Here is a 24,302-nt window from a genome sequence, read left to right on the forward strand (position 1 = left end):
ATGAGTCGTTACCCGAAATACTTTACCTTTTGGCATATCTCGGCACATTATGGTCTGCGTCTCAGCTCACTGCTGGTATTAGCTTTCTTAATGTTGCCGATTATGGTGATCATTCCCTTATCATTTAATGTGGAGCCTTTTTTCACCTTTACTGAAGGCATGTTAGCCCTCGACCCCGAGGCCTATTCATTGAAGTGGTACGCCGAGATTTTACACGATGACAAATGGCTATTAGCGATTAAGAATAGTTTTGTGATCGGTATTTTTGCCACCCTTATCGCGACCGTATTAGGCACTTTTGCCGCCATCGGTTTAAGTAATCCAGCGATGCCTTGGCAACGACTTTGGATGGCGATTTTACTATCGCCAATGATTGTGCCGCTGATCATCACCGCGGCTGGCATGTACTTCTTCTATAGCCAGCTTAATCTGGCTGGTTCCTATATGGGCGTGATCTTGGCGCATGCAGCCTTGGGGACGCCCTTTGTGGTGATTACGGTGAACGCTGCCCTATCCGGTTTTGATTATTCGCTAGTGAACGCGTCTTTAGGTTTAGGCGCCAAACCTATGTTTACCTTCTTCAAAGTCATCATGCCACTGATCCGCCCTGGCGTCATCTCGGGTGCTTTGTTCGCCTTCATCACCTCCTTCGATGAAGTGGTCGTGGTCCTGTTTTTAGCTGGCCCCGAGCAACGCACCATTCCAAGGCAAATGTTTTCTGGTCTGCGAGAACAGATCAATCCAACCATCCTCGCGGTGGCAACCTTGTTGATTGTTATTTCCGCGATGCTACTGTTCACCATTGAATACCTGCGCGCGCGCAGCGAACGTATTCAAAGCGGTGACTTAGACAACTAAGCCATTTTACTTCGGTTCCGCCCCACCACATTGTTCGGTGGGGCGTCCTTATCGAACACTCGATAAGGCTTGCTCAGCAATTTTCATCTCAAGTACAACTTGCTCATCCTAATGATACGGCATCGTTTATCGAGCAAAGTCATCTACAAAAGCTTGATGGCTTGCTTCTGAGCGATCAATAGAATCCGCTCGTCATGAATGTTACTTACAACATTCATGACCAGTTGCCTGCGTCCTACCAGCCCGCATGACTAGATAAAATAATGCCGAAAAATCAACGCGCCTGACCATCTTCGATAGTTGAAATAATTTCCCCAAAAACTAAGTATCTACAAACAAACTTGTTAAGCTGATTAATCAAACACAAGACGATAGCTAATAGCTATCATAAGGATAGATCTAATCGTTTTTACTTATTAACCCTGAAGCTTGATACTAAACCTATCAAACGAACACACTTATTCATCAAATTTGGAGAGACCCATGTTAGAGAATCGCGAAGGCCAAACTATTCCCAGCGTTACTTTTCACACCCGTCAAAACGACGCTTGGGTAGACATTAGCACCGAGCAACTGTTTAAAGATAAAACAGTGGTGGTATTCGCTTTACCGGGTGCCTTTACCCCGACTTGTTCTTCAACTCATCTACCTCGTTACAACGAGCTAGCGAGTGTACTCAAAGACAATGGTGTGGATGATATTATCTGCCTCAGTGTCAACGATACTTTTGTGATGAATGCTTGGTTAGCCGACCAAGAAGCAGAAAACATCACCGTCATTCCCGATGGCAACGGTGAATTCAGTGCAGGCATGGGCATGTTAGTCGACAAAACAGCCCTCGGTTTTGGTCAACGCAGCTGGCGCTACTCAATGCTGGTTAAGAATGGAGTGATCGAAAAAATGTTCATTGAAGCTGACGTTCCTGGCGACCCCTTTGAAGTCTCAGATGCCGATACCATGTTGCATTACATTAACTGTGATGCCAAAAAACCCGCGGCGATTAGTATCATCACCAAACCGGGGTGTCCATTCTGCATCAAGGCTAAACAGCTCTTGCAGCAACAAGGCTTAAGCTATGAAGAAGTGGTACTTGGCGCGGATGCGACCAGCGTTAGTCTGAAGGCCCTCAGTGGACGTAGCACCGTTCCACAAATATTCGTCGATGGCCAACACATTGGCGGTAGCGAAGAGTTAGAAGCCTACTTGGCCTAAGCCTTATCCGCAGGCGTGTCTCGTAACTCGTCTGCATTTTCTTCCATTATCAGTGATTTATAGGTCGTGAAGATGTCCCAATTAAAACCCAACAAAACCGTTGATGTCGCCATTATCGGCGGAGGTACTGCTGGCCTAGCTGCCTACCGTGCCGCTAAAGAACATACCAGCTCGGTAGTGATGATTGAGGCTGGTCCCTACGGCACGACCTGCGCGCGTGTCGGTTGCATGCCTAGTAAATTATTAATCGCGGCCGCAGAAAATGCTCACCAGTACCACAAATCGGCCCAATTTGGCGTCAACTTAGGAAAACCCAAGATCGATGGTTTTGCCGTCATGCAAAGAGTAAAAGCCGAACGAGACCGCTTTGTTAGTTTTGTCTTAGAATCGGTCGACGGCATCGAAGCGGAACACAAAATCGATGGCTATGCAGAATTTGTCGACCAACATCACCTGAGGGTGAGCCATAGCAACGGCGACACTCTGATTATTAAAGCCAAACGAATTGTTATCGCGAGCGGCTCTCGCCCCGCTTATCCGGCGGCATGGCAGGCCTTGGGCGATCGTTTACTAATTAATGATGACATCTTTGAATGGGACCGCCTCCCAAAATCAGTGGCAGTATTCGGCCCAGGTGTGATTGGTTTAGAATTAGGCCAAGCGCTGCATCGCTTAGGAGTAAAGGTTCTCATGTTCGGTGTTGGTGGTGCGGTCGGTCCGCTCAGCGACCCCGCGCTCACTGAGTATGCGAATATAGTTTATGGTAATGAATTCTATTTAGATAGCGATGCAAAAGTAAGCTTAATTGAACGCAGTGAGCAGGGAGTAAAGTTACGTTATCAAGACCAACAAGGTCAAAGCGTAGAGACCGAGGTCGACTATTTAATCGCCGCGACGGGTCGCCGACCCAACACCGATAAGCTGGGCTTGGACAAACTAGATATTGAATTGGATACCCGTGGCGTCCCAGTAGCCGACCACTACACTTTGCAGACCTCTGTTAGCAATATATTTATTGCGGGTGATGCCAGTAATCAAATTCCACTGCTGCATGAGGCCGCAGACCAAGGAAAAATTGCTGGCGATAACGCAGGCCGTGGTAAAGATATCAGAGCAGGCTTACGTCGTAGTCCAATAGCAGCAGTATTTAGCGATCCGCAAATCGCCATGGTGGGTGAAAGCTATCGCGATATTGAACAACGCTTGGGTAACTGCGGCTGCTTTGAGATCGGCAGTGTCAGCTTTGAAAACCAAGGGCGTAGCCGAGTGATGTTGGTCAATCAGGGACTCGCTCACTTATATGGTGAACAAGGCACTGGCCGTTTTTTAGGCGCAGAAATCATCGGCCCCAACGCTGAACACTTAGCGCATTTACTCGCCTGGGCACATCAAGCAAAAATGACGGTATCACAGATGCTAGACATGCCCTTCTATCACCCGGTCATCGAAGAAGGTTTACGCACCGCCTTACGTGACCTCAATGCCAAATTACACCTTGGTCCAGAAATGATCGATGCCTGTATGGAGTGCGGCGTAGGCAGTTAAATCGCGAACCACCACCGCAACGAAACTGAACAAATTCTATCAACAAAAAAGTTAATAGAATTTGTTTATATAGCCACAATATGCATCAGGGCTTACCATCTCGCGCTGTTTGCTCTATGCTACTTATAGTTTTGTTGGTACAGGGATCGTCGACGCAAACATTTATGCCTATTTTTCGCCTATTCGCCACGTTGGGTTTAGTGATCGTGTTGTTATTTGATTACGCCAATGCTGCCACAGCACTCAAGAGCAGTGCTCAACATATTTATATTGCCGAAGATCAGCAAGTATTGCCGCATCGCTACGCAAATATTCCCCATTGGCTTGATAGTTTAACCGAGGTGAATCGGGTCGCCTTAACGGGTGGCAGCTACTGGTTAGTTAAGCAACTCAATATCCAGCAAGCAGATCAATGGCTCGCCAGCGTCGATGGTCCCAATATCGAGAATATAGATTATTATCTTTACTCTGAAGGTAACCAGCTCCGCCATCTTAGCAGCGGCTATTTGCACCCTTACGAATATCTGTTCAGCTATGCCCGACATATTGACACGCCAACTTTGGGAGGTTATTGGCTCATCGCCCGTGTATCAAGTCACTATTATACCGAGCAGCCGCAACTTAATTTCGCGCCCAAAGCAGAACTAGGCCAGTTATACCACCAACGGGCGAGTTTAATTACCCTCTGCTTAGGGGCCTTACTGATTTTGGCAATCTATAACTGCGCTGTCAGTATTGTTCAGCAAGACAAGGTATTTGCCCTTTTTAGCGCTTACTTGCTAGCGATAACTATTTCTTTAGCCTTGGTTTTTCAAGTCACCGTTCACTTATTTAATCTACGAGCACTGAGCATACAATTGTTACCACTGCTCACAATTCCAGTTTTCAGCGTATTGTTTTATAGTCGTTTTCTTGATCTCCAACGATACTCGCCGCGGTTATGGTTAATCAGTCGGTATTTAATCGCGCTTTGCCTACTGGCAATCCCCGCCACCACAATTTGGCTGAACTATACCGTCGTGATCATTTTCAACTTAATCCTACTATGGATAACGCTCACGCTGGTCAGTGCGATGGTCTGTTGGCAAAAAGGTTCTGAGCAGGCAAGATCATTCATTTTACCAACCCTATTATTAATCGTACCTGCACTGCTAATCGTGTTATCAGTGATCCCCAAAGACACCACGACCTTACTCGCTACCGATATTTTATTATTACTTTGCTGTACCTTAAGCGGCTTAAGCATGTCGCTGGCATTACACTATAAATTTAAACGCTTAGTGCTTGAGTCATTGAAAGTGAACCAACAACTCAACCTGGAGCGTGACGCAGCCAGACTAGACGCCTTAACAGGCTTACAAAATCGCTATGCCTTTAACGAATATGTGAGTCAACAACTCACATTTACCGGCGAGCAAAACTGCTGCCTAGCCCTCATTGATATCGATTATTTAAAAATTGTGAATGACCAATCTGGACATCAAGAAGGAGATCGCTTAATCAAACTGGCCGCCGAAGCTTTAAATATGGTGTTAACTGATCGAGTTGAACTATTTAGGATCGGCGGAGATGAATTTGCGGTTTTTTCCAGCCAGCTTTCTGCGAGCGAACTTCAAGAGAAACTCAGTATCGTAGACAAGGTTATTCAACTCAATGGTGCGGCACACAGTGGGATAAGCTTTGGCTGTGCCAACACCAATAGCTGTCGCGACGCCGAGCAACTTTTTTATCGCGCCGATATGACCATGTACCAACAAAAAGCACAGCGTAAAAGCAAAGCCAAATTGGTTGTCGCTCCCAGTTATCCTTAAAGCTTACTCGCATTAATATGCTTAAAGGAGTCATCGATGCCACAGCAAGCAAACCAGACAAACCATTCAATGAACGACGCAACGGCGATATCCTTGCCAATAGCGGATTGATCAATAAAGTCATGAGAAAACAAGGTTCACCAGAACCAAGTATTAAGCCGTATAATTGCCAACGCGGTAGGCATTTATACCCGCATCGTTTTGGCCCGCCAGCCATCGAGACTTGATAAGCTTGAATGAGATCCAGAGCTACAGTATTAGATCATGAGTGAAAAATTAAGGGGGACTCATTTGAGTCGACTAAAACGATGATTGTAATTAAAACGATTACCAGTGAACAAACGCTCGCCATTCGCCAGCAAGTATTATGGCCTCAACATGATATCAACTTCTGTCGTGTCGCCGAAGATCAACAAGGGCTGCACTTTGGTGGTTGGCTTGAACAAAAATTAGTCATTGTAGCCTCGCTATTTGTTAGTCAACGAGAAGTTCGCTTACGTAAATTTGCTTGCTTAGAGCAATATCAAAACCGCGGATTTGGAAGCACCATGCTCCGTTACCTAATCGAACAACAACAAAACCAAGCGCAATCCGATACGTTTTGGTTTGACGCCCGCTATACAGCCATCACCTTTTATCAAAATTTAGGCTTTCACGTCGACAGCGAAGTATTCTACAAGCACCAAATTGCCTACGTTAAAATGTCCCGCGACCTTGTTGCAGCAAGAACTGAAGAGGCAAACACATAAAAAAGACGAAAAAAAGGAGAAGCTAATAGCCTCTCCCATTTTCTGTCGGTCAACAAAGGTCAGATCTTATTTCTTTATCGCGCCAATCCTTAGCGCGATGTATTTAGAGTAATGATAGCGTTTTCTTGATGCAAGTTTTTTCCCCTAAAATCATAAGAAACTAGATCAAGCTCACTTAAAGTTGCCATTAAAGTGACCTAGATCAATGAAGCTAATTTAATATCTATTAACCGTACAAACCTTGCACTCAAGAGCACTGAGCTCATCGTCAACTGGAAACATCCCTTCCCAAAAAACAAGCAAAATGACATTTAAAAATGCATAAATGTCATAAATAAGCAGCATGTAAGCCATCGCTACAGCCAAGCTAAATGGACCTCTGCCCTTAGGCCAAAGCGTAAATATCGAAACGGTGAGTCTTGGTTGTTAGCTGATGATGGCTAGCCTTTCCCGCTAAAGGCTCCGCATAGCTCGGACGTTTCACTACCACTCGCTTGCTGGCAACCGCCAATGCTTGATCTAACAACAAATCGGCATCGAGATCGGCCCCAACGAGTTGCTGAAATACTCGCATTTCTTTCTTAACTTGCGCCGATTTTTTACGATGGGGATACATCGGATCAAGATAAACCACCTCGGCTTCTAGGCCAAGTTGTTGCAACTCATCAATACTACTCGCGTGTACCAACTGCATCCGCTCTGCGACCCAGGCGCCGATTTCAGGATCAGCTTTTGCTCTGCGTAAGCCATCTGCCAGCAAAGCGGCAACCCAAGGAGAGCGCTCAACCATGGTGACTCGGCATCCTAAGTTAGCCAAAACAAAAGCATCCCGACCTAAGCCCGCTGTCGCATCAATCACCGTAGGCCGCAGCCCCTTCTTCACGCCCACAGCTTTACTCACGGCTTCGGCGCCGCCATAGTGACGACGATGGGCCGCTCGCCCTGCCAAAAAATCGACCGAAATGTCTCCTAATTTGGCTTCATCACACCAGCGTAAATACAAGGTCTGTTGATCCAAGATCAAACAAAACCCCTGCTCTGGTCGTTGCGAACAAACTTGTAAGTTAAAACCGTCAATTAAACGCTGAGCATATCCACCATCAGCAGATGCTTCACAAAAAATACGAGGCTGAATTTGACTCACCTAACACTCTCCCAAACTCGGCAATAGACCTAGTTTAACAGCCTTATGGTCATTTTAGTTAAGCACGAACATCTCGATGGGCACCGGCCGACCAAAATGATAGCCTTGGGCATAGTCCACGCCAATCTCGAGTAAGATTTGATTGATTGCTTCATTTTCAACAAATTCAGCAATCGTTTTTTTACCCATCTCATGCGCAACTTGATTAATACTCTTAACAATCGCTGCATCCATACTATCGTTTTCTAGATCGCGAATGAAAATACCATCAATTTTTAGATAATCGATCGGCAGATTTTTTAAATAACCGAAGGAAGAGAGACCGGAGCCAAAATCATCCAGGGCAATTTTGCAACCTAACTGACGAACTTTATTGAAGAATTCTGTCGCAACATTAAAATTAGAAATAGCGACCGTTTCAGTGGTTTCAAAACACAGTTTATTCATTGGTAAAGCACACTCTTCCAACGTTGCTAGTAACCACTCAACAAACTCGCGATTCCCTAAAGACTGACCCGAGAGGTTCATCGAACACATCGTTAAACGAGTGAGATGACCAGGATTAACCGCCAACCATTGCAAACTTTTCGCAATCACCAAACGGTCTATTTGTTCTGCTAGATTATAATTCTCAGCCGCGGGTAAAAACGCACTCGGAGGCACAACTCGGCCATCTTCATCAATCATGCGAATTAAGACTTCATAATGTAGATAGTCTTCATCAACAGCTGAGACCGGAACAATCGGCTGGGCATAAAGTAAAAAACGCTCCTCTCGCAAGGCTTTTTGAATACGCGTGACCCATTCCATCTGCCCTTGACGCTCCAACAACATCTGGTCACCCATTTGATATAAGTAAGCTCGGTTGCGCCCTAAAGACTTAGCGGTAAAACAGGCTTTATCTGCTTGAGTTAAGATCTGTTGTGCAGAAGCTTGGTAGTGCCCAAATAAAGTCAAACCGATGCTACAGCCAAAACTAAACATACGCTCATCACACACATAGTGAGTATCATTCAGGCTCTTAATCAACAAGTTAGCAAAATCGAGACAGCTCTGCTGATCGGTCTGTTCAAGCAAAATAGCAAACTCATCACTGCCCAAGCGAGCCACAATTGCTGACCCTGTCAGCAATTGTTCCAGTACGCCAGCAACCTGTTTTAATGCCTGATCGCCAGAATTATGGCCGAAGGTATCGTTAATCACTTTAAACTGGGCTAAATCTATCACCAATAGTGCATGTTGACACGAATCAGATTGCTGCAACAACGTACTTAACCTGCGTTCAAAAAACGTACGGTTATAAACATCCGTGAGTGAATCATAGTTGGTGTAATAATCAAGTTTCTGAGTCAGATCACGAGTGGTGGTAATATCCTCACAACAGACAATAAAGCTATCTTCATTGGCTATTTTGAGGATGGATTCCTTAAACCACAAACCTTGCTCATTTCGAGTTCGATAGCGGACTTCTCGTACCTGAATATGGTCCGAAATCCCATCTAAATAGCGAAGCAATGAGGTTTGTAAATCGGCGTCACCATACAAACTACGTAATTGAGACAACTCTAATTGCTTGCGAGAAAAGCCTAAGTGATCGGCAAGCATTCTGTTACAAAAAACAATCACCCCCAAACGATTCAACAGCATTAACATCGCAGGGTTATGCTCAAACATCGCTCGATAATGACGCTCACTAGAAGTGAGCTGCTGATATTGCAACTCCATTAAATGAAGGCTTCTCAGCTCTAAGACCATTTGTTCGACCTGCTGCGCCGCTTTAAACTGAGGACTAATCACAAAATCGTATAATAGGTTTTCACTGGCGAGTAATAGAGTTGCATTAAAATGAACGACATTGCCTTGTAAACACTGAGCAAAGCCTTCTCGCAAACGTTGCGCTAGGGCCTGCTGATGCTGCCAAAACTGGCTGGAGAGCAAGGGATTCCCCACTAAATACTTCGCTCTCTCACCTAATAAAGTCATCAATGCCGGATTCATCATGAGCACGACACCGTGCTCATCCAGTAAAGCGCAAGCCTGCTCAGTATTAACAAATGCAGAGCAGAGTTGCTGCTGCTTTGCCTGCAAAGATTGCTTACTCTGGAGCCGGCGACGCATCACCCAAATCAGCAACAGCAACAGCAACAACACCACACTACTAAGAATAACGCTCGCTTGATAACGTGGTAACCAAGCCTGGAAAGCGGGTCGATTGATAAAAATTGCATCGCTTGCCAGATTCGATTTAGACATCTGCCAACGAGTTAATTGCGCATAATCAAAAAGATAGAGCTGCGGACTACGAGCCCGAATCGGGATCTCTTTTACATCACTTCCTTGTAAAGCTCGTCCAACCATCACACCAACCGCTTCACCGAGCTGATCTGGTAAAGTGACCATTCCACCAACGACGCCATCACCAATCGCATAATCCCATAAACTAAAAATAGGCGCCCGAGAAGCCAATGATAAAGCCTGCAGATTCTGCTGACTAAGTTTGCTGTTTCCGGTAAGCGAGGACGGCAACATCCCAAGTAGCAGGGCATGTTTAGGGGTTAACTGCGAGGTTTTTGCTTTGAGTTCCTCATAATCCATATCTTGCCAAATGGTATAGGTAATACCAAATTGTTCGGCTAAGCGCTTAAAACGTTCCGCAATACGTTGGCTAATGGCACTTTTGTCGAGCACTAAGTGCAAAGATTCAAGTTCGGGGAGCAATTGCCTGATCAACAATAGATTTTCACGTACCGCTTGCTGTTCGTGGATCCCAGTCAACATCGCCTTACGAGGTCCGGTGTAGGCGACCAAATCGGCACCCGCGGCAACCAATGGCGCTTGCAGCGTACCTTCGTTTTGTAAGGCTAAGGCCAACTTTAAAGCTTGCTCACCAACACTAACAACCAAATCAAACTGATAATAAAGAATGACTTGCTTAAGCATATTGAGCTGCGCTGCGCTGTATGGAGATTGATTGGGATTCAGCTCCGCTTCTACACGCTGATTAAAAAACCATATGGAACGTTCCGCTAATTGATCACGCAAACCTTGCTCAAAGCTTGCATCCCACTGCAAACCCGCCGGATAAGAATTCAGTAATAATACTCGTTCAGTCCGAGCCAAGGCAGCTTGTGAAATAAGCAGTAAACTCAACACAGCCGCATAGCAAAGTTGATTCGGCCTTGCTATCAACCCTATTCGTTTTAGTAACGTACTCACAAAAATAAACAACCGTCCTTCTCTGTTTTGGTTGACTCACTAGGCGTAGAAAGAGCCTTTGATACTGCCACTAGGCGTAAGCAAATCAGTTCTGTAGAATATGCGTCAATTCACCATAAGGTTTCACGCATTTATGAATATTTTGATGGCTCTTTCACAGCTCGAAGTGACTGGAGCCGAAGTCTACGCAACTCAAGTTGGTAATACTCTAGCGCAACGAGGGCATCAAGTATTCTATGTTTCTGACACCTTAAATTCTCCCCATCAAGGGCAGTATTTCAAGTTACGTTTCAATAAACGCAGTCTACCTAGAAGAGTATGGCATGTATTTTATCTTATCTATTTAATTTTTAGATATAAAATACAGTTAGTTCACGCACATAGTCGCGCTTCGGGTTGGTCTGCTTATGTTGCCTGCCGACTCACCAATACGCCAATGATCACCACCGTTCATGGACGACAGCCGGTACATCGCTCACGCAAAAAGTTCCATGCCTTGGGATATCATGCTGTCGCGGTGTGTGAAAATATCGCCCGACAAATCGTCCGTGATTTGGGTGTCGCCGAGTCACAGGTCAGCGTGCTGCGCAATGGCGTCGATAGTCAAGTATTCAAACCCTTAGCAGCGAATCACCGGGCCAAACCGGTAATTCAGATTATTGGTCGTTTAACCGGCCCCAAGGGCCAATTGGTCTATCAACTACTGGAACAATGCATTGATTTAGCGGCAAACCAAGTTCAAGTGATCAGCGGTAGTCAAATCGATCCAATCTTCGATAAATTTAAAACTAAAGTAAAATTTTGCGGCTATAGCGCCAATATTCGCCAAACCATCAGCCAAGCAGACTTAGTCATCGGGGCAGGACGGGTGGCCATGGAAGCCTTAATGTGCCAAAAACCGGTTTTTGCGGTCGGCGAAGCAAATGCCATCGGTTTAATCTCGGTAGACAATCTAGCATCGGCCATGGCCAGCAATTTTGGTGATGTTGCCGACGGAGGGAAAACCGAACTCGATATCGACTACCCTCAATTAGCCAAGCAACTACGAAGTGCGCTCAAACAGCCCAAAGTTGATGAAGAAGTTTACCAAATAATCACCGAACAATATTCCTTAGAGAAAATGACTCAACGACTGCTTGAGTTGTATCAAAGTGCTTATGTATACACCAAGAAACGAGAAATCCCGATCATCATGTATCACCGGGTGATTCACAACGATCCAAGCCAACACGGGGTGTATGGCACTTATGTGACTTTGGAGCGTTTGGAGCAACACTTTCAAACGATTCAGCGCATGGGTTTAAGCCCGATCACTTTCCAGCAATTAGATGAGATCGGTTTAGACCATCGTTTCGACCACGGCAAACGCTACATCATTCTTACCTTCGACGATGGTTTTAAAGACAACTACGATTTATTACTACCACTACTCAAAAAGTATCAATTTAAGGCAATGATCTACGCTGTCACCGGCACCGATCATAATCGCTGGGATGTAGAACATCCCAGTAAGCCCGACCAACGCTTTGAACTGATGAGTCCACAACAACTGCGCGACATCGACCGCAGCGGTTATGTTGAGATCGGCGGACATACCGTGAACCATCCCAAATTGGCCAGTCTCAGTCATGCCGAACAACAGCATGAGATCGCGTACAACAAGGCACAACTCGAAAGCTTACTTGAGCGCCCCCTTTATAGCTTTGCCTACCCCTATGGCGACCATAACGAGCAAACAAAACGACTGGCGAAACAAGCGGGCTATACCTACACTGTCGCCACCGACTCTGGACCGGTAGCCCTACATGAAGATTTACAACAGATTCGACGAATCGTGATGTTCCCCAGTACCACCAAGTTCGGTTTGTGGCGTAAAATTAAAGGCAACTACACCATCAAAAAAGCGGCTAAACCTCAAACTAAGAACTTGAGTTAAGCAATCAATTGAAAATCTAAGGTCACTCAACAATGAATATTTCGATTGTGATGATTAACTACAATTCGACCCGACATACACTCGAGTGTTTGCAGTCTATTGCAGACTCTCAACCCAAGGTAAGTTTTGAAGTTATTGTGGTAGACAATGCTTCTCAAGCTGAGCAACTTGAAAACTTACAACAAGAAATTGGTGCTTATCCGTGGGCAAAGCTCATCATCAATCCCCTTAATCTTGGTTTTTCCGGGGGCAACATGTCTGGTTACCCTCACGCCACTGGTGACTACTTATTTTTTCTCAATAATGATACTCAGGTCAGTCCGCACTGCTTAGATGTATTACACCATTTCATGGAAAGCCACCCAGAAGTAGCCCTTTGCAGTCCGACCATCTTCAGCGAAACCAATCAGCATACAGCCTCTTTTGAGTTCATCCCTAGCGTCGCCAATAAACTATTCGGAGCATCGCTATTAAGACTACTGCAGCCGAGCAACTATCCTCAGCGCAAACAGCAGCATCAACAACCGATTAAAGTGCCGGTGATCAGCGGTGCCACCATGTTTTTCAGACGCCAGGACTTTGAGCAACTGGGTGGCTACGACACCAAATATTTCTTGTATTGCGAAGAAGAAGATTTTGCCATCCGTCTACGTGATGCCAACAAAGCCATCTACTTACTGAATGAGGCAAAGGTGGTCCACTCCGGCGGCGGCAGCACAGAACGGGATCTTGCGATTGAAAAAGAGTTCTATATCTCATTTTATCGTCTACTCGATAAACACTATTCACGCTTATCAAAAATCATTATTAAGGCCTTATATATCATTAAGGAATGTAAGCGAGTACTAAAAAAACCAGAAAGAAAACCCTTGCTAGCTTTCTTACTTAAAGGGGCTCCGGAGTCAGAATCTCTTCGATACCAACAATCAAGTCAGGATATGCAATGAGTCACTCAACCTTAAAAGCCAGTGTCATTATTTCGATTTATCAAGATGTTGAGGCTCTCCATGCAATTTTATACGCTTTAAGCCGTCAAATCGAGCAACGCTTTGAGGTCATCATCGCTGAAGACTGTGAATGTAAAGCCGTAAGGGAATACCTCGCTCAGCACACATTTCCTTTCGCCATCAATCACCTCACCCAAGAAGATAAAGGTTTTCGTAAGACCAAAGCCGTAAACCGAGCGGTCGCCGCAGCAAAAACCGAGTATTTGATGTTTTTAGATGGCGATTGCCTGCCCCATAGCCAATACGTCGCCGAGCATTTGAATCAACGTGAAAACAATCGCGTCTGCACTGGGCGTCGCGTGCATCTTGGCCCCACAATGTCCAGGTGGTTTAGGAAGAACCCCTCATTAATAAAGCTGATTGAAAATCGGCTGGTGTATACCCTGCTAGGACTTCCCTTAGTGTTTGATCACACCAAAAACTATGAGATTGGCTTTCGCTCAACTACGCTACACAAACGCCAAGCAAAAAAATACCTAACGATCGTAGGTTGCAACTGGTCAGTGTCAAGAGCCGATATGTTGAAAATAAACGGCTATAATGAAGATTTGCCGGGTGTGGGAGGAGAAGATGACGATCTGGGATGGCGTTTTAATGGCAAGGGCATTCACGAAAAAAGTGTTAAATTTGTAATTCCCGTTTATCACCTTCACCATGTTGAACGCCGCGCAGATGTCAGCACCAACTTACAGATCATCAAGCAAAATACCGCCCAAAAGCGCTACTACTGTAAAAATGGTGTCGATAAATATCTTTCTGAGACTCACGAAAACTTAAATCAAACGCATAAATCATGACGCATCAATTCACACCAGTGGAAATCGACCAAGTTAGCTATAGCCACCAATTTGCTATATGCACCCTTGTCACCGATCACGCAGAATACCAAGGTATGCTAAACTCCTTCGCTCGCGCTGGTTTTAGCCCACAAAACTCTCAATTCATTTTTGCTGACAATAGTACGCATAATAAATTGGATGCTTATCAGGCAGTCAAAAAATTTATTAATCATGCCGACGCCGAATACATCATTATTTGCCATCAGGACATCTTGTTAGATTTTGACGATAAAGCAGTTTTAGAACAGCGCATAGCAGAACTTGATGCCATCGATCCTAACTGGGGGATATGTGGCAATGCGGGATATATCAACTTTAAAAATTATGCCATGAGAATTAGTGACCCGCATGAAGAAAACATAAATGTGGGGCCATTCCCCGCCAAGGTAAAAAGCTTAGATGAAAACTTTTTAGTATTAAGAAAACATGCTGCACTGTCTGTTTCTAGCGACCTATCTGGGTTTCACTTGTATGCCACCGATATGTGTATCTTAGCTGACATATTAGGCCACAATAGCTACGTGATCGATTTTCATCTGCGCCATAACAGTGGCGGAAATATCGAGCAAAGCTTTGAACAGAGTAAGCGTGCATTACTCAATAAATATGCCAATGCATTAAGCAATAAGTATATAAGAAGTACCTGCACCAAAATGATAATAACCAGCAATCGTGCTTTAAATAGAATATTCAATAGAAATCTATTTTATAGCATTCGAAAAAGAATAGAGATAATAACCAATCTATTCAGGAATTAAGCATGCGAAAATTTATAATATTTGCCCCGTCATATGACGAAACCGTGGGGGGCGCAATCGTACTTCACAAGCTTTGTCATGTGATCAACAAATTAGGCTTTAAAGCTTATCTCTTCCCTAGCTTTGATTCTGAATTAACGAATAAATATCACTTTTTAAAGCCTACCAAGCAGATTTTCAACTCTCTTTTCCATAAAAGAGACCGGAAATTTAGAGTCAATCCTAGCTTTTTAACGCCCATCTATACTGGGCAATTATCAGCTTTAAATGACGACTACGTCGTGGTTTACCCTGAAACTGTATTAGGGAATCCTCTGCAAGCTAAAAATATCGTTCGCTGGCTACTGCATGAGCCTGGCTATCATACGGGTCAATTCTGTTTCGGTAGAAATGAGCTTATTTACAAGTTTAGTAGCGGCATAAAAGATTTCATCGTCGATAGTTCGCTAACATCATCACTGCTGTTAAAGGTGATTCATTATCCTCTAGAGCACTACAATACAGAATCAACAGCTAAAGTACGCTCTGGCACCGCATACTGTTTACGTAAAGGTGCAAACAAAGCAATGATGCATGATCTTAACGACTCGATTCTTATCGACAATAAGTCGAACGCTGAAATTGCGGCCATTTTTAAGTCTGTTAAAAGCTTTATTTCCTACGATACCTTAACTGCCTATTCTGTTTTTGCCGTACTGTGTGGCTGTCAATCAATCATTATACCGGACCAAGGTGTATCAGAAGAACAATGGTACCCTAAGGCCGAAGACAGATATGGCCTCGCCTATGGCTTTAACAATATACACAAAGCTGAAGAAACAGCCCACTTAGTATTGCCGAGGGTTCTTAACGAAGAAAGAGGCGTTGAAAAGCTGGTCTCACAATTCTTACTAGAGACCCAAAACTTTTTTGCTTAAGCGACGAATGTCTTGGCATTTTTATATGACGACTAACGGTAAACCATCACCATGGATATAAAGTTTAATACGCCTTACATTTCAGGAAAAGAACTCTACTACATAGCGCAAGCTGTCATGGGAGGCTATTCGGCTGGCGATGGGCCTTTTGGTAAGCGCTGTGAGGATAGCTTAAATCAGCTATTATCTATTAAAAATAGCGTTTTACTAACTACATCCTGCACTTCAGCCATGGAGATAGCCGCATTAGAGCTTAAGCTCTCTAGTCAAGACGAGTTTATACTGCCTTCCTATACCTTTGTATCGACAGCGAATGCCTTTTGCCTCAGAGGCGCTAAGCCTATCTTTGCAGATATCGATCCTATCACCTTAAATATAGATTTGGCCCATGTTGAAAGCCTCATTTCATCGGCGACAAAAGCATTAGTTCCAGTTCACTATGCGGGTATTAGCTGTGATATGGAGCAATTAATGTCAATTAGCCACTCTGCAAATATTCCAGTTATTGAAGATGCCGCACAGGCAATAGGCTCTAGTTATAAGGGGCAAGCATTAGGCACTTTTGGAGACTATGCCGCCTTTAGTTTTCATGAGACAAAAAATATTATTTGCGGAGAAGGTGGAGCCTTAGTTTGTAAAACAAATAAACTCAAAGAAGCCAGTGAAATTATTCGTGAAAAAGGTACTAACAGAGCACAGTTTTTCCGAGGCCAAGTCGACAAATATACATGGACATCTATAGGCTCTTCTTACGTATTATCTGATTTATCTGCTGCATTTTTATTTGCTCAATTAGAAAACTTTAATGAAATACAGCAACGCAGAATGGCTGTTTACAATTGCTATTCCAAGCGCTTAGCCATACTTGAGCAGCAAGGCTTGGCAAAGTTGCCTAACATTCCAAACTACAATACCCATAACGGGCATATCTTTTACTTGCTGTTAGAAGATTTGGACACTCGACAACGCTTAATTGCCTTCCTTAAAGAAAAGGGAATTATGGCAGTGTTTCATTACGTTCCACTGCATTCTTCCCCTATGGGCGAATCTCTCGGCTACAAAAAGGGCATGCTACCAGTCACGGAAAAAGTGAGTGATACCTTATTAAGATTGCCTTTATGTTCAGCCTACGATGAAGACATTGCCAATACCGTATCCGATGCGGTTCTGGAGTTTTTTGGGCTACAAAAATGAATATTACTTTTTTCTTCATGACACAAAAAGCATATGACTGCTTACCTGTAATAAAACGCTTAAACAAAACCGTTAATCCGCTTGTTGTTATTGGTCAAGATCCGTCAGTAGAAAACGACTATTCAAAAGGTATGGTCAGCTACTGTGAAGAACACAATATAGCTTATTGCTTAAAACAGGATTATCCCAACGACAACCAAGCAGAGTATGCTGTAGCCATAGGCTGGAGATGGATGCTCACAAATTTAGATTGTGAACTAATCGTATTCCATGACTCGTTATTACCTAAATACCGTGGGTTTAATCCTTTAGTTTCTGCGCTAATAAATGGTGAGCCAGAAGTTGGTGTCACGGCATTAAAAGCTAACCTAGAATTTGATGCAGGTGATATTGTAGGGCAGCAATCTGTTCACATTAGCTACCCCATTAAAATTCAACAGGCCATCACTTTAGTTAGTCGATGTTACCAAGACTTACTAGATCGAGTCTTAATTAGCATGCTGAACGAAAACCTAAGTTATCAAGCTCAAGACACAAGCTTAGCGACTTACAGTGTGTGGAGAGATGAACGTGATTATCAAATTAATTGGAGCGACGATGCGAGAAAAATAGCACGTTTTGTTGATGCTATTGGTTATCCTTATAAGGGGGCTCAAACAACCATAAATGGCGAGCCTTGCCACATCACCGACGTCGAGGTGGTTGAGCCTTTTAAAGTAGAAAACAGAGTCGCTGGCAAGGTAATGTTCATTAAAGCGGGCCAGCCTGTTGTTCTTTGTGGAAATGGCGCAATTAAAATCATCAATGGCCACTACGAAGACCAAAGGCCATTGGTACCTCTAGAAAAGTTCCGTAGTCGCTTTGGAGATGAGAAATAGCCATCTAGCATTTGAGCAAGATGGCTCTTCCATCAAGTCCAATCCAAAATCACCTTGCCGCTTTGCCCAGAGCGCATCGCGTCAAAGCCTTGTTGAAAATCATCAACATGATAATGGTGAGTAATGATAGGGCTTAAATCAAGACCTGATTGTACCAAAGATGCCATTTTGTACCACGTTTCAAACATCTCTCGCCCGTAGATGCCTTTAATCACCAGACCTTTAAAAATCACTTGGCTCCAATCGATGCTCATGTCGCTGGGAGGGATCCCCAACATCGCCACTTTACCGCCATGATTCATCAGCTCTAACATCGAGCAAAAAGCAGTCGGCACGCCTGACATTTCCAGGCCAACATCAAAGCCTTCGGTCATCTTAAGTTCGCTCATGGTATCACTCAGTGCTTGCTTAGCGACGTTCACCACTCGCGTTGCGCCCATTTTCTTGGCTAAATCGAGGCGGTAATCATTCACATCGGTCACCACCACATGCCGCGCACCAACATGTCTACAAATCGCAGCGGCCATGACCCCAATGGGGCCTGCGCCGGTAATCAGTACATCTTCACCCACCAGATCAAAGGATAAAGCACTGTGTACCGCGTTGCCAAAAGGGTCAAAAATGGCGGCAAGGTCATCGCTAATTTCATCGGGTAACTTAAAGGCATTCACCGCAGGGATCACTAAGTATTCGGAGAAACAACCGGTGCGGTTCACCCCCACACCGACGGTATTACGACACAAATGAGTACGCCCACCGCGACAGTTACGGCAATGGCCACAGGTAATATGACCCTCACCGGAGACCCGATCACCAACCGAAAAACCACGCACTTCCTGACCAATATCGACCACCTCTCCGGCATATTCATGGCCAATTACCATGGGGACAGGAATGGTTTTTTGGGACCACTCATCCCAGTTGTAAATGTGGACATCGGTACCACAAATAGCGGTTTTATTGATTTTGATTAACAGATCGTTATGACCAAGCTCTGGCATTTCCACTTGGGTCATCCAAATGCCGGGCTCCGCCTTCAGTTTTGCTAAGGCCTTAATAGTCATGCAATCACTCCTAGTTCTTTACCCACCTCAGTGAAGGCTGCTACTGCATGTGCTAACTGCTCGCGCGTGTGCGCAGCAGAAATCTGAGTGCGGATCCGCGCTTGGCCTTTTGGCACTACCGGGAAGGAAAAACCAATCACGTAAATGCCGCGCTCTAACAACTTATCAGCAAAGCAACTCGCCAATTTGGCGTCACCCAACATCACCGGAATAATCGCATGGTCGGCACCACCTAGCGCAAAACCCGCCTTGCTCATTTCCTCTCTAAAATACGCGACGTTGTCCCACAGCTGTTTGCGCAAAGCATCGCCTTCGGCCAATAGTTCCAGCACTTTAAGTGAAGCACTCACAATGGCTGGGGCCAGTGAGTTGGAAAATAAATAAGGGCGTGAACGTTGGCGCAACCAATCAATCACTTCTTTTTTAGCTGCGGTAAAACCACCCGATGCGCCGCCCATGGCTTTACCCAAGGTACCGGTAATAATATCCACTCGACCCATCACCTGATGATACTCATGGGTGCCACGCCCCCCTGCGCCAACAAAACCAACCGCGTGGGAATCATCCACCATCACCATCGCATTATATTTGTCGGCTAAATCACAAATGCCAGGCAGGTTAGCAATTACCCCATCCATAGAAAACACCCCATCGGTGGCGATCAGCTTAAAGCGCGCACCAGCGGCATCGGCATCCTTTAAGCATTGCTCTAATTCGGTGAGATCATTATTGGCATAACGGAAGCGTTTCGCTTTACATAAACGCACCCCATCAATGATCGATGCATGATTGAGCGCATCGGAGATAATCGCATCTTCAGGGCCTAACAAAGTTTCAAACAAACCTGCATTGGCATCAAAGCAAGAAGAGTAAAGGATGGTATCTTCCATCCCAAGGAATTCACTCAAGCCCCGTTCTAACTGTTTATGAATATCTTGGGTGCCACAAATAAAGCGCACCGAAGCGGCGCCAAAGCCATGGCTATCTAGGCCCGTTTTGGCGGCTTCAATCAAGGCTGGAGAGTTTGCTAAACCCAAATAGTTGTTGGCACAGAAGTTAATTACTGGGCCCTGCGCCACCGTAATATTGGCTTGCTGCTGAGAACTAATTACCCGTTCCTGTTTGTACAGGCCATCGTCTTTAACTTGTTGCAATTGCTGCTGAATATAAGAAGAAAAAGAAGCCGTCATAACACACCTAATTAAAAGCCAGAATTCTGGCTGAATTATAGTGATTTGTTTGGCAAATTCAGCTTATATTCTAAATAAAATGCTATTTTTTGCGCTGTGCACACTCTGAATAGTGTTGGTGCAATCGCTGATAAATACTCATCGACTGTTCTGTAAAATAAGGTCGTAGAATAAACAGTATTTTTAACACCCCCTCATAGAGTCGCGGTTTAGTGATTAGTCCGCCTTTTAGTTGCGCACTCTGGTAGCCGATCCAAGCACCAATGATGAATTTAATGCTATCCGCCAATTCGACTAGGCTGGCATCATCGCCCGTAATAAAGCGACTATCTCGAAACTGCACCAGTATATCCCGGCTCCATTTTTCCAGCTCGGTTTGTAAGGCCTGATATTTGGCTTCAAGCAAGGGATCTCGGGCCAATAACTCTAATAAATTGGCGTACATAAAACGGAAGCGCCACATCAGTTCAAAGCTTGCATCCAAATATTGCATCACATGATCGAGCGTTAATAGTTGATCGGCATGCGGGCGAAAACTACTATCAAGCTGCTCAGCATAAAGCTCAAAAATGCTACGAATAATCTCCTGTTTATTACTAAAATGGTAATACAGGTTTCCCGGGCTAATGCCTAACTCAGCAGCAATATGATTAGTGCTCACTTGGCGCTCGCCACGCTCATTAAATAACTTCAAAGAAGCATGAATAATTTTGTCTTTGGTTTTCATTTAGCTGTTACGTTGCCAGTTATATTATTGTGATACCTGTAAACGCCTCCAAAATCCAGTTTTTATTCACTGTTTTCCACTGGTCACGCAATTGCTATTCGGCGCATCACAGCATAAAATCCTTGCACTCATGGCAAATTTTAGAATGGTAGAATTATGATTATTGTAACCGGCGGAGCTGGCTTTATTGGCGCCAACATAGTGAAGAGCTTAAATGAGCTAGGCCATAACGACATCATCGTGGTTGACGACCTAAAAGACGGCACCAAATTTGTCAACTTAGTCGATCTGGATATCGCCGATTATCTCGACAAAGATGATTTTATCGCTCGTATCGTCTCCGGTGAAGACCTTGGCGCGGAATACGGCCAAGAGATCGAAGCCATATTCCACGAAGGTGCCTGCTCTGCCACCACCGAGTGGGATGGCAAATACATGATGGAAAACAATTATGAGTACTCTAAAGAATTACTTCATTATTGTTTAGAACGTCGTATTCCCTTCCTGTATGCCTCATCGGCGGCCACTTACGGTGATACCGAAACCTTCATCGAAGAAAAACAATACGAAGGCCCACTCAACGTTTACGGCTATTCAAAACTGCAATTCGACAATTACGTACGCCGTTTACTACCAGAGATAGAGTCACAAGTGGTTGGCTTTCGTTACTTCAATGTTTACGGCCCACGAGAGCAACACAAAGGCAGTATGGCCAGTGTGGCTTTCCACCTGAACAACCAAGTCAACGATGGGCAAAACCCCAAACTATTTGAAGGCTATGATGGTTACGGTAACGGCGGACAGAGCCGCGATTTTGTGTATGTAGGCGATGTAGCTAAAGTTAACTTATGGTTTTGGCAAAATCCCGAACAAAGCGGTATTTTTAATTTGGGGACAGGTCAGGCGGAACCGTTCCGTTCAGTGGCCGAAGCGGTGATTAAACATCACCAAAAAGGTGAAATTGAATACATTCCCTTCCCCGACCACCTCAAAGGTCGCTACCAGAGCTTTACTCAAGCCAATATCGATAAGCTACGCGCCGCAGGTTATAGCGAAGATTTTAAAACCGTCGCCGAGGGCGTTGCTGAATACATGACTTGGTTGAATAAATAAATCTCCCGCGACAAAAGGGGCGATAGGCCCCTTCAGGTAAAACATGAAGATATTGGTGGTCGGCCCGTCTTGGGTGGGTGACATGGTGATGTCACAAAGTTTATATAAAAGCTTAAAACAACTACACCCGCAGGCGCAATTAGACGTATTGGCCCCCGATTGGTGTCGTCCGATGTTGGAGCGCATGCCGGAGGTAGACAATGCCTTACGGATGCCGCTGGGCCATGGTGATCTGCAACTCGCGGTGCGCTGGAAGCTCGCCAGAGCCATCAAAGCTAAAGGCTATGATTGGGCCATCACTCAACCAAATTCGCTCAAAGCAGCACTGGTTCCTTGGTTTGCAGGCATTAAACGCCGTACCGGCTGGAAGGGAGAGAGCCGTTATGGTGTACTCAACGACCTGCGCAGCAATAAACAAGCCTTCCCACTCATGGTGGAACGTTATGTGTCTTTGGCCTACCCAAAGCAGACGATGACTTCTGCCGCTAAGCTTCCGAGCTACCAGCATCCGGCCTTAAGCGCCAACTCAAACAACCAGCAACAGGCACTCAGCCAATTAAACTTAAGCGACTCTCAACCCATTTTGGCACTTTGCCCCGGCGCAGAATTTGGCCCCGCCAAGCGCTGGCCAGAGCAACATTATGCAACAGTTGCCCAGCACTGGATTGAACAACGTAACGGTCAAGTGTGGATTTTCGGTTCGGATAAAGATCAAGCGGTAGGCGAGCAAATCATCGCTCATTTAGCGGAAGCCTCGCAAAGCGCTTGTTATAATCTCGCAGGTAAAACCAAACTAGCCGAAGCAATCGACTTAATGGCGCTGGCCAGCTTAGCCATTAGCAACGACTCCGGCCTAATGCACATCGCCGCCGCGCTAAAGCTCCCCTTAATCGCAGTGTATGGCTCATCGTCCCCACAATACACCCCGCCACTGACAGATACGGCAGAAATTTTACACACCGATATCGAATGCCGCCCTTGCTTTAAGAAAACCTGTCAGTTTGGCCATTTAAAATGCTTAAGCGAATTAGCGCCCGAGCGAGCTATCTTGCTCATCAATAACTTACTCACAACATCATGATCATAGGAAACTTATGCTACGAATTTTAATTATTCGTTCAGGCGCGCTAGGCGATACTATTTTTGCGAGTGCCGTGATGGAGGTACTTCATCAGGCATACCCTCAAGCGAGTTTTGATTGGATAGTCAGTAGCAAATCCATCGGTTTATTTGAACATGATCCGCGAGTGACTCAGTGCTTTAGCCTAAAACACCGTAAACTGCCGATTTTTATAAGCTTAGAAAAGCAAGCGATCATTCGTCACAGCAAACAACAACCTTATGATTTAGTGGTCAATCTAGAACATCACCCAACCTTTTGTGCTTTGGCAAAAGCCATACAAACCAGAGCCCGCCTCGAAATTAACGATCACCCGATAACTAGCAACAAGGTACCGCACGCTGTAGAAACCATGAAACAGCCTCTTTACGCCTTGCTAAGGAATGAGTCCTTAGCAAGCAGCCTTAATCAGCTGAATATTGCAGACATTGGCCCACGGATCATGGGTGAGCCGCTTGCTAAAATTGAGGCTAAATTTAAACTCCCGAAGCATTACATCGTCTTATGCCCAGGGAATAGCCATTCCAAAAAGAGTAAAATCAACCACAGGGCATGGCCAGAAGCACATTGGATTCAACTGATTAAGGAATTCGCAAACAGTCAGACGATCGTGCTATTGGGGAGCCAGGCAGACCGCCAGCAAATCGAACTTTGGGATCTGCCTAAAAGCTCGTCAATCTTAAACCTTGCAGGCAAAACCAATCTCAGTGAGTTAGTCGCGCTCATAGAACATGCAGTGGTAGCCGTCACCACCGATTCGGGCCCGACTCATATCGCATCCGCGGTACAAACACCAAACATTGCACTGATCGGCCCAACCGATCCAGATAGTACCGGTCCCTATCAAACCCAAGATAATCATTCGCAGATACTGCTATCCAATTTGGATTGTCAGCCTTGTTATGGCACCGATATCCAGCGTCAATGTACGAATAATGAATGTATGAACCAACTCACTCCAGAGTTAGTTAAGCATACCATCAACAAATATCTTCACGCTTCAATGAGTGAGCAATAAAAGGCA

Annotated in this window: 19 protein-coding genes and 1 pseudogene; 15 read left to right on the forward strand and 5 right to left on the reverse strand. The window is 44.9% G+C overall.

The window, feature by feature from the left end:
• From ACRRSW_RS22020 to ACRRSW_RS22040, 5 genes are all read left to right on the forward strand, one after another.
• Window positions 1-858: an ABC transporter permease gene (locus ACRRSW_RS22020; RefSeq protein WP_432455417.1), complete on the forward strand. Its 858-nt coding sequence runs from the start codon at window positions 1-3 to the stop codon at window positions 856-858.
• A gap of 483 nt (window positions 859-1,341) precedes the next feature.
• Window positions 1,342-2,070 carry a glutathione peroxidase gene (locus tag ACRRSW_RS22025; RefSeq protein ID WP_432455416.1) on the forward strand — a complete coding sequence of 243 codons (729 nt, stop codon included), beginning with the start codon at window positions 1,342-1,344 and terminating at the stop codon, window positions 2,068-2,070.
• Between the two features lie 72 nt (window positions 2,071-2,142).
• Window positions 2,143-3,615, forward strand: a complete 1,473-nt coding sequence (locus ACRRSW_RS22030; protein ID WP_432460472.1) for a dihydrolipoyl dehydrogenase — start codon at window positions 2,143-2,145, stop codon at window positions 3,613-3,615.
• 164 nt (window positions 3,616-3,779) lie between these two features.
• A complete protein-coding gene (locus tag ACRRSW_RS22035) occupies window positions 3,780-5,426 on the forward strand; it encodes a diguanylate cyclase domain-containing protein (RefSeq protein WP_432460473.1) in 1,647 nt (548 codons plus the stop codon).
• Between the two features lie 308 nt (window positions 5,427-5,734).
• Window positions 5,735-6,175, forward strand: a complete 441-nt coding sequence (locus tag ACRRSW_RS22040; protein ID WP_432460474.1) for a GNAT family N-acetyltransferase — start codon at window positions 5,735-5,737, stop codon at window positions 6,173-6,175.
• A gap of 385 nt (window positions 6,176-6,560) precedes the next feature.
• On the opposite strand, the pseudogene ACRRSW_RS22045 reads toward ACRRSW_RS22040, so the two are convergent.
• Both ACRRSW_RS22045 and ACRRSW_RS22050 read right to left on the reverse strand, forming a co-directional pair.
• Window positions 6,561-7,205 (reverse strand): annotated as a pseudogene (locus ACRRSW_RS22045) (class I SAM-dependent methyltransferase); the annotation flags it as partial.
• A 168-nt stretch (window positions 7,206-7,373) separates the two neighbouring features.
• Window positions 7,374-10,535 (reverse strand): ABC transporter substrate binding protein, encoded by a 3,162-nt coding sequence (locus ACRRSW_RS22050; RefSeq protein WP_432455412.1) that lies wholly within the window; start codon window positions 10,533-10,535, stop codon window positions 7,374-7,376.
• Window positions 10,536-10,668: 133 nt separating this feature from the next.
• Here ACRRSW_RS22050 and ACRRSW_RS22055 point away from each other — a divergent pair, with 133 nt between their 5' ends.
• The 7 genes from ACRRSW_RS22055 to ACRRSW_RS22085 are packed head-to-tail and all read left to right on the forward strand — an operon-like array spanning window position 10,669 to window position 18,064.
• Window positions 10,669-12,471 carry a polysaccharide deacetylase family protein gene (locus ACRRSW_RS22055; protein ID WP_432455411.1) on the forward strand — a complete coding sequence of 601 codons (1,803 nt, stop codon included), beginning with the start codon at window positions 10,669-10,671 and terminating at the stop codon, window positions 12,469-12,471.
• A 32-nt stretch (window positions 12,472-12,503) separates the two neighbouring features.
• Entirely contained in the window at window positions 12,504-13,418 is a 915-nt protein-coding gene (locus ACRRSW_RS22060) for a glycosyltransferase family 2 protein (RefSeq protein WP_432460476.1), read from the forward strand.
• Window positions 13,415-14,275 carry a glycosyltransferase gene (locus ACRRSW_RS22065; RefSeq protein WP_432455409.1) on the forward strand — a complete coding sequence of 287 codons (861 nt, stop codon included), beginning with the start codon at window positions 13,415-13,417 and terminating at the stop codon, window positions 14,273-14,275. The genes ACRRSW_RS22060 and ACRRSW_RS22065 overlap by 4 nt, the downstream gene beginning before the upstream one ends.
• Window positions 14,272-15,075, forward strand: coding sequence for a hypothetical protein (locus ACRRSW_RS22070; protein WP_432455408.1), 804 nt, complete (start codon window positions 14,272-14,274; stop codon window positions 15,073-15,075). The genes ACRRSW_RS22065 and ACRRSW_RS22070 overlap by 4 nt, the downstream gene beginning before the upstream one ends.
• 2 nt (window positions 15,076-15,077) lie before the next feature.
• Window positions 15,078-15,992: a hypothetical protein gene (locus tag ACRRSW_RS22075; RefSeq protein WP_432460477.1), complete on the forward strand. Its 915-nt coding sequence runs from the start codon at window positions 15,078-15,080 to the stop codon at window positions 15,990-15,992.
• A 51-nt stretch (window positions 15,993-16,043) separates the two neighbouring features.
• The gene (rffA, locus tag ACRRSW_RS22080; RefSeq protein WP_432455406.1) at window positions 16,044-17,186 is read left to right on the forward strand and encodes a dTDP-4-amino-4,6-dideoxygalactose transaminase; all 1,143 of its coding nucleotides are present in this window, start codon (window positions 16,044-16,046) and stop codon (window positions 17,184-17,186) included.
• Complete coding sequence (locus ACRRSW_RS22085; protein ID WP_432455405.1) at window positions 17,183-18,064, forward strand: methionyl-tRNA formyltransferase; 882 nt, start codon at window positions 17,183-17,185, stop codon at window positions 18,062-18,064. Before rffA ends, ACRRSW_RS22085 begins: the two co-directional genes overlap by 4 nt.
• 32 nt (window positions 18,065-18,096) lie before the next feature.
• Here the strand turns inward: ACRRSW_RS22085 and tdh are convergent, their stop codons facing one another.
• From tdh to ACRRSW_RS22100, 3 genes are all read right to left on the reverse strand, one after another.
• Window positions 18,097-19,122 carry an L-threonine 3-dehydrogenase gene (tdh, locus tag ACRRSW_RS22090; protein WP_432456125.1) on the reverse strand — a complete coding sequence of 342 codons (1,026 nt, stop codon included), beginning with the start codon at window positions 19,120-19,122 and terminating at the stop codon, window positions 18,097-18,099.
• 2 nt (window positions 19,123-19,124) lie between these two features.
• Window positions 19,125-20,318: a glycine C-acetyltransferase gene (locus ACRRSW_RS22095; protein ID WP_432455404.1), complete on the reverse strand. Its 1,194-nt coding sequence runs from the start codon at window positions 20,316-20,318 to the stop codon at window positions 19,125-19,127.
• 82 nt (window positions 20,319-20,400) lie between these two features.
• Window positions 20,401-21,045 carry a TetR/AcrR family transcriptional regulator gene (locus ACRRSW_RS22100; protein WP_432455403.1) on the reverse strand — a complete coding sequence of 215 codons (645 nt, stop codon included), beginning with the start codon at window positions 21,043-21,045 and terminating at the stop codon, window positions 20,401-20,403.
• 156 nt (window positions 21,046-21,201) lie between these two features.
• Here ACRRSW_RS22100 and rfaD point away from each other — a divergent pair, with 156 nt between their 5' ends.
• Genes rfaD through ACRRSW_RS22115 form a run of 3 tightly spaced genes read left to right on the forward strand, consistent with a single transcriptional unit; the run spans window position 21,202 to window position 24,296 of the window.
• The gene (gene rfaD / locus ACRRSW_RS22105; RefSeq protein ID WP_432455402.1) at window positions 21,202-22,158 is read left to right on the forward strand and encodes an ADP-glyceromanno-heptose 6-epimerase; all 957 of its coding nucleotides are present in this window, start codon (window positions 21,202-21,204) and stop codon (window positions 22,156-22,158) included.
• A 43-nt stretch (window positions 22,159-22,201) separates the two neighbouring features.
• A complete protein-coding gene (waaF, locus tag ACRRSW_RS22110) occupies window positions 22,202-23,239 on the forward strand; it encodes a lipopolysaccharide heptosyltransferase II (protein WP_432455401.1) in 1,038 nt (345 codons plus the stop codon).
• A gap of 13 nt (window positions 23,240-23,252) precedes the next feature.
• Window positions 23,253-24,296 (forward strand): glycosyltransferase family 9 protein, encoded by a 1,044-nt coding sequence (locus ACRRSW_RS22115; protein WP_432455400.1) that lies wholly within the window; start codon window positions 23,253-23,255, stop codon window positions 24,294-24,296.
• The last annotated feature ends 6 nt before the right edge of the window (window positions 24,297-24,302 follow it).

The sequence above is a fragment of the Agarivorans sp. QJM3NY_25 genome, from assembly GCF_050870875.2.
Classification (GTDB): Bacteria; Pseudomonadota; Gammaproteobacteria; order Enterobacterales; family Celerinatantimonadaceae; genus Agarivorans.

Bases quoted from the DNA above. Each gene is read 5' to 3' on its own strand.
- ACRRSW_RS22060 (WP_432460476.1), top strand. From the start codon at position 12,504: ATGAATATTTCGATTGTGATGATTAACTACAATTCGACCCGACATACA.
- ACRRSW_RS22085 (WP_432455405.1), top strand. From the start codon at position 17,183: ATGAATATTACTTTTTTCTTCATGACACAAAAAGCATATGACTGCTTA.
- ACRRSW_RS22070 (WP_432455408.1), top strand. From the start codon at position 14,272: ATGACGCATCAATTCACACCAGTGGAAATCGACCAAGTTAGCTATAGC.
- ACRRSW_RS22065 (WP_432455409.1), top strand. From the start codon at position 13,415: ATGAGTCACTCAACCTTAAAAGCCAGTGTCATTATTTCGATTTATCAA.
- ACRRSW_RS22095 (WP_432455404.1), bottom strand. From the start codon at position 20,318: ATGACGGCTTCTTTTTCTTCTTATATTCAGCAGCAATTGCAACAAGTT.
- ACRRSW_RS22100 (WP_432455403.1), bottom strand. From the start codon at position 21,045: ATGAAAACCAAAGACAAAATTATTCATGCTTCTTTGAAGTTATTTAAT.
- ACRRSW_RS22040 (WP_432460474.1), top strand. From the start codon at position 5,735: ATGATTGTAATTAAAACGATTACCAGTGAACAAACGCTCGCCATTCGC.
- ACRRSW_RS22055 (WP_432455411.1), top strand. From the start codon at position 10,669: ATGAATATTTTGATGGCTCTTTCACAGCTCGAAGTGACTGGAGCCGAA.
- ACRRSW_RS22075 (WP_432460477.1), top strand. From the start codon at position 15,078: ATGCGAAAATTTATAATATTTGCCCCGTCATATGACGAAACCGTGGGG.
- ACRRSW_RS22030 (WP_432460472.1), top strand. From the start codon at position 2,143: ATGTCCCAATTAAAACCCAACAAAACCGTTGATGTCGCCATTATCGGC.
- ACRRSW_RS22035 (WP_432460473.1), top strand. From the start codon at position 3,780: ATGCCTATTTTTCGCCTATTCGCCACGTTGGGTTTAGTGATCGTGTTG.
- ACRRSW_RS22025 (WP_432455416.1), top strand. From the start codon at position 1,342: ATGTTAGAGAATCGCGAAGGCCAAACTATTCCCAGCGTTACTTTTCAC.
- ACRRSW_RS22020 (WP_432455417.1), top strand. From the start codon at position 1: ATGAGTCGTTACCCGAAATACTTTACCTTTTGGCATATCTCGGCACAT.
- rffA (WP_432455406.1), top strand. From the start codon at position 16,044: ATGGATATAAAGTTTAATACGCCTTACATTTCAGGAAAAGAACTCTAC.
- ACRRSW_RS22115 (WP_432455400.1), top strand. From the start codon at position 23,253: ATGCTACGAATTTTAATTATTCGTTCAGGCGCGCTAGGCGATACTATT.
- rfaD (WP_432455402.1), top strand. From the start codon at position 21,202: ATGATTATTGTAACCGGCGGAGCTGGCTTTATTGGCGCCAACATAGTG.
- waaF (WP_432455401.1), top strand. From the start codon at position 22,202: ATGAAGATATTGGTGGTCGGCCCGTCTTGGGTGGGTGACATGGTGATG.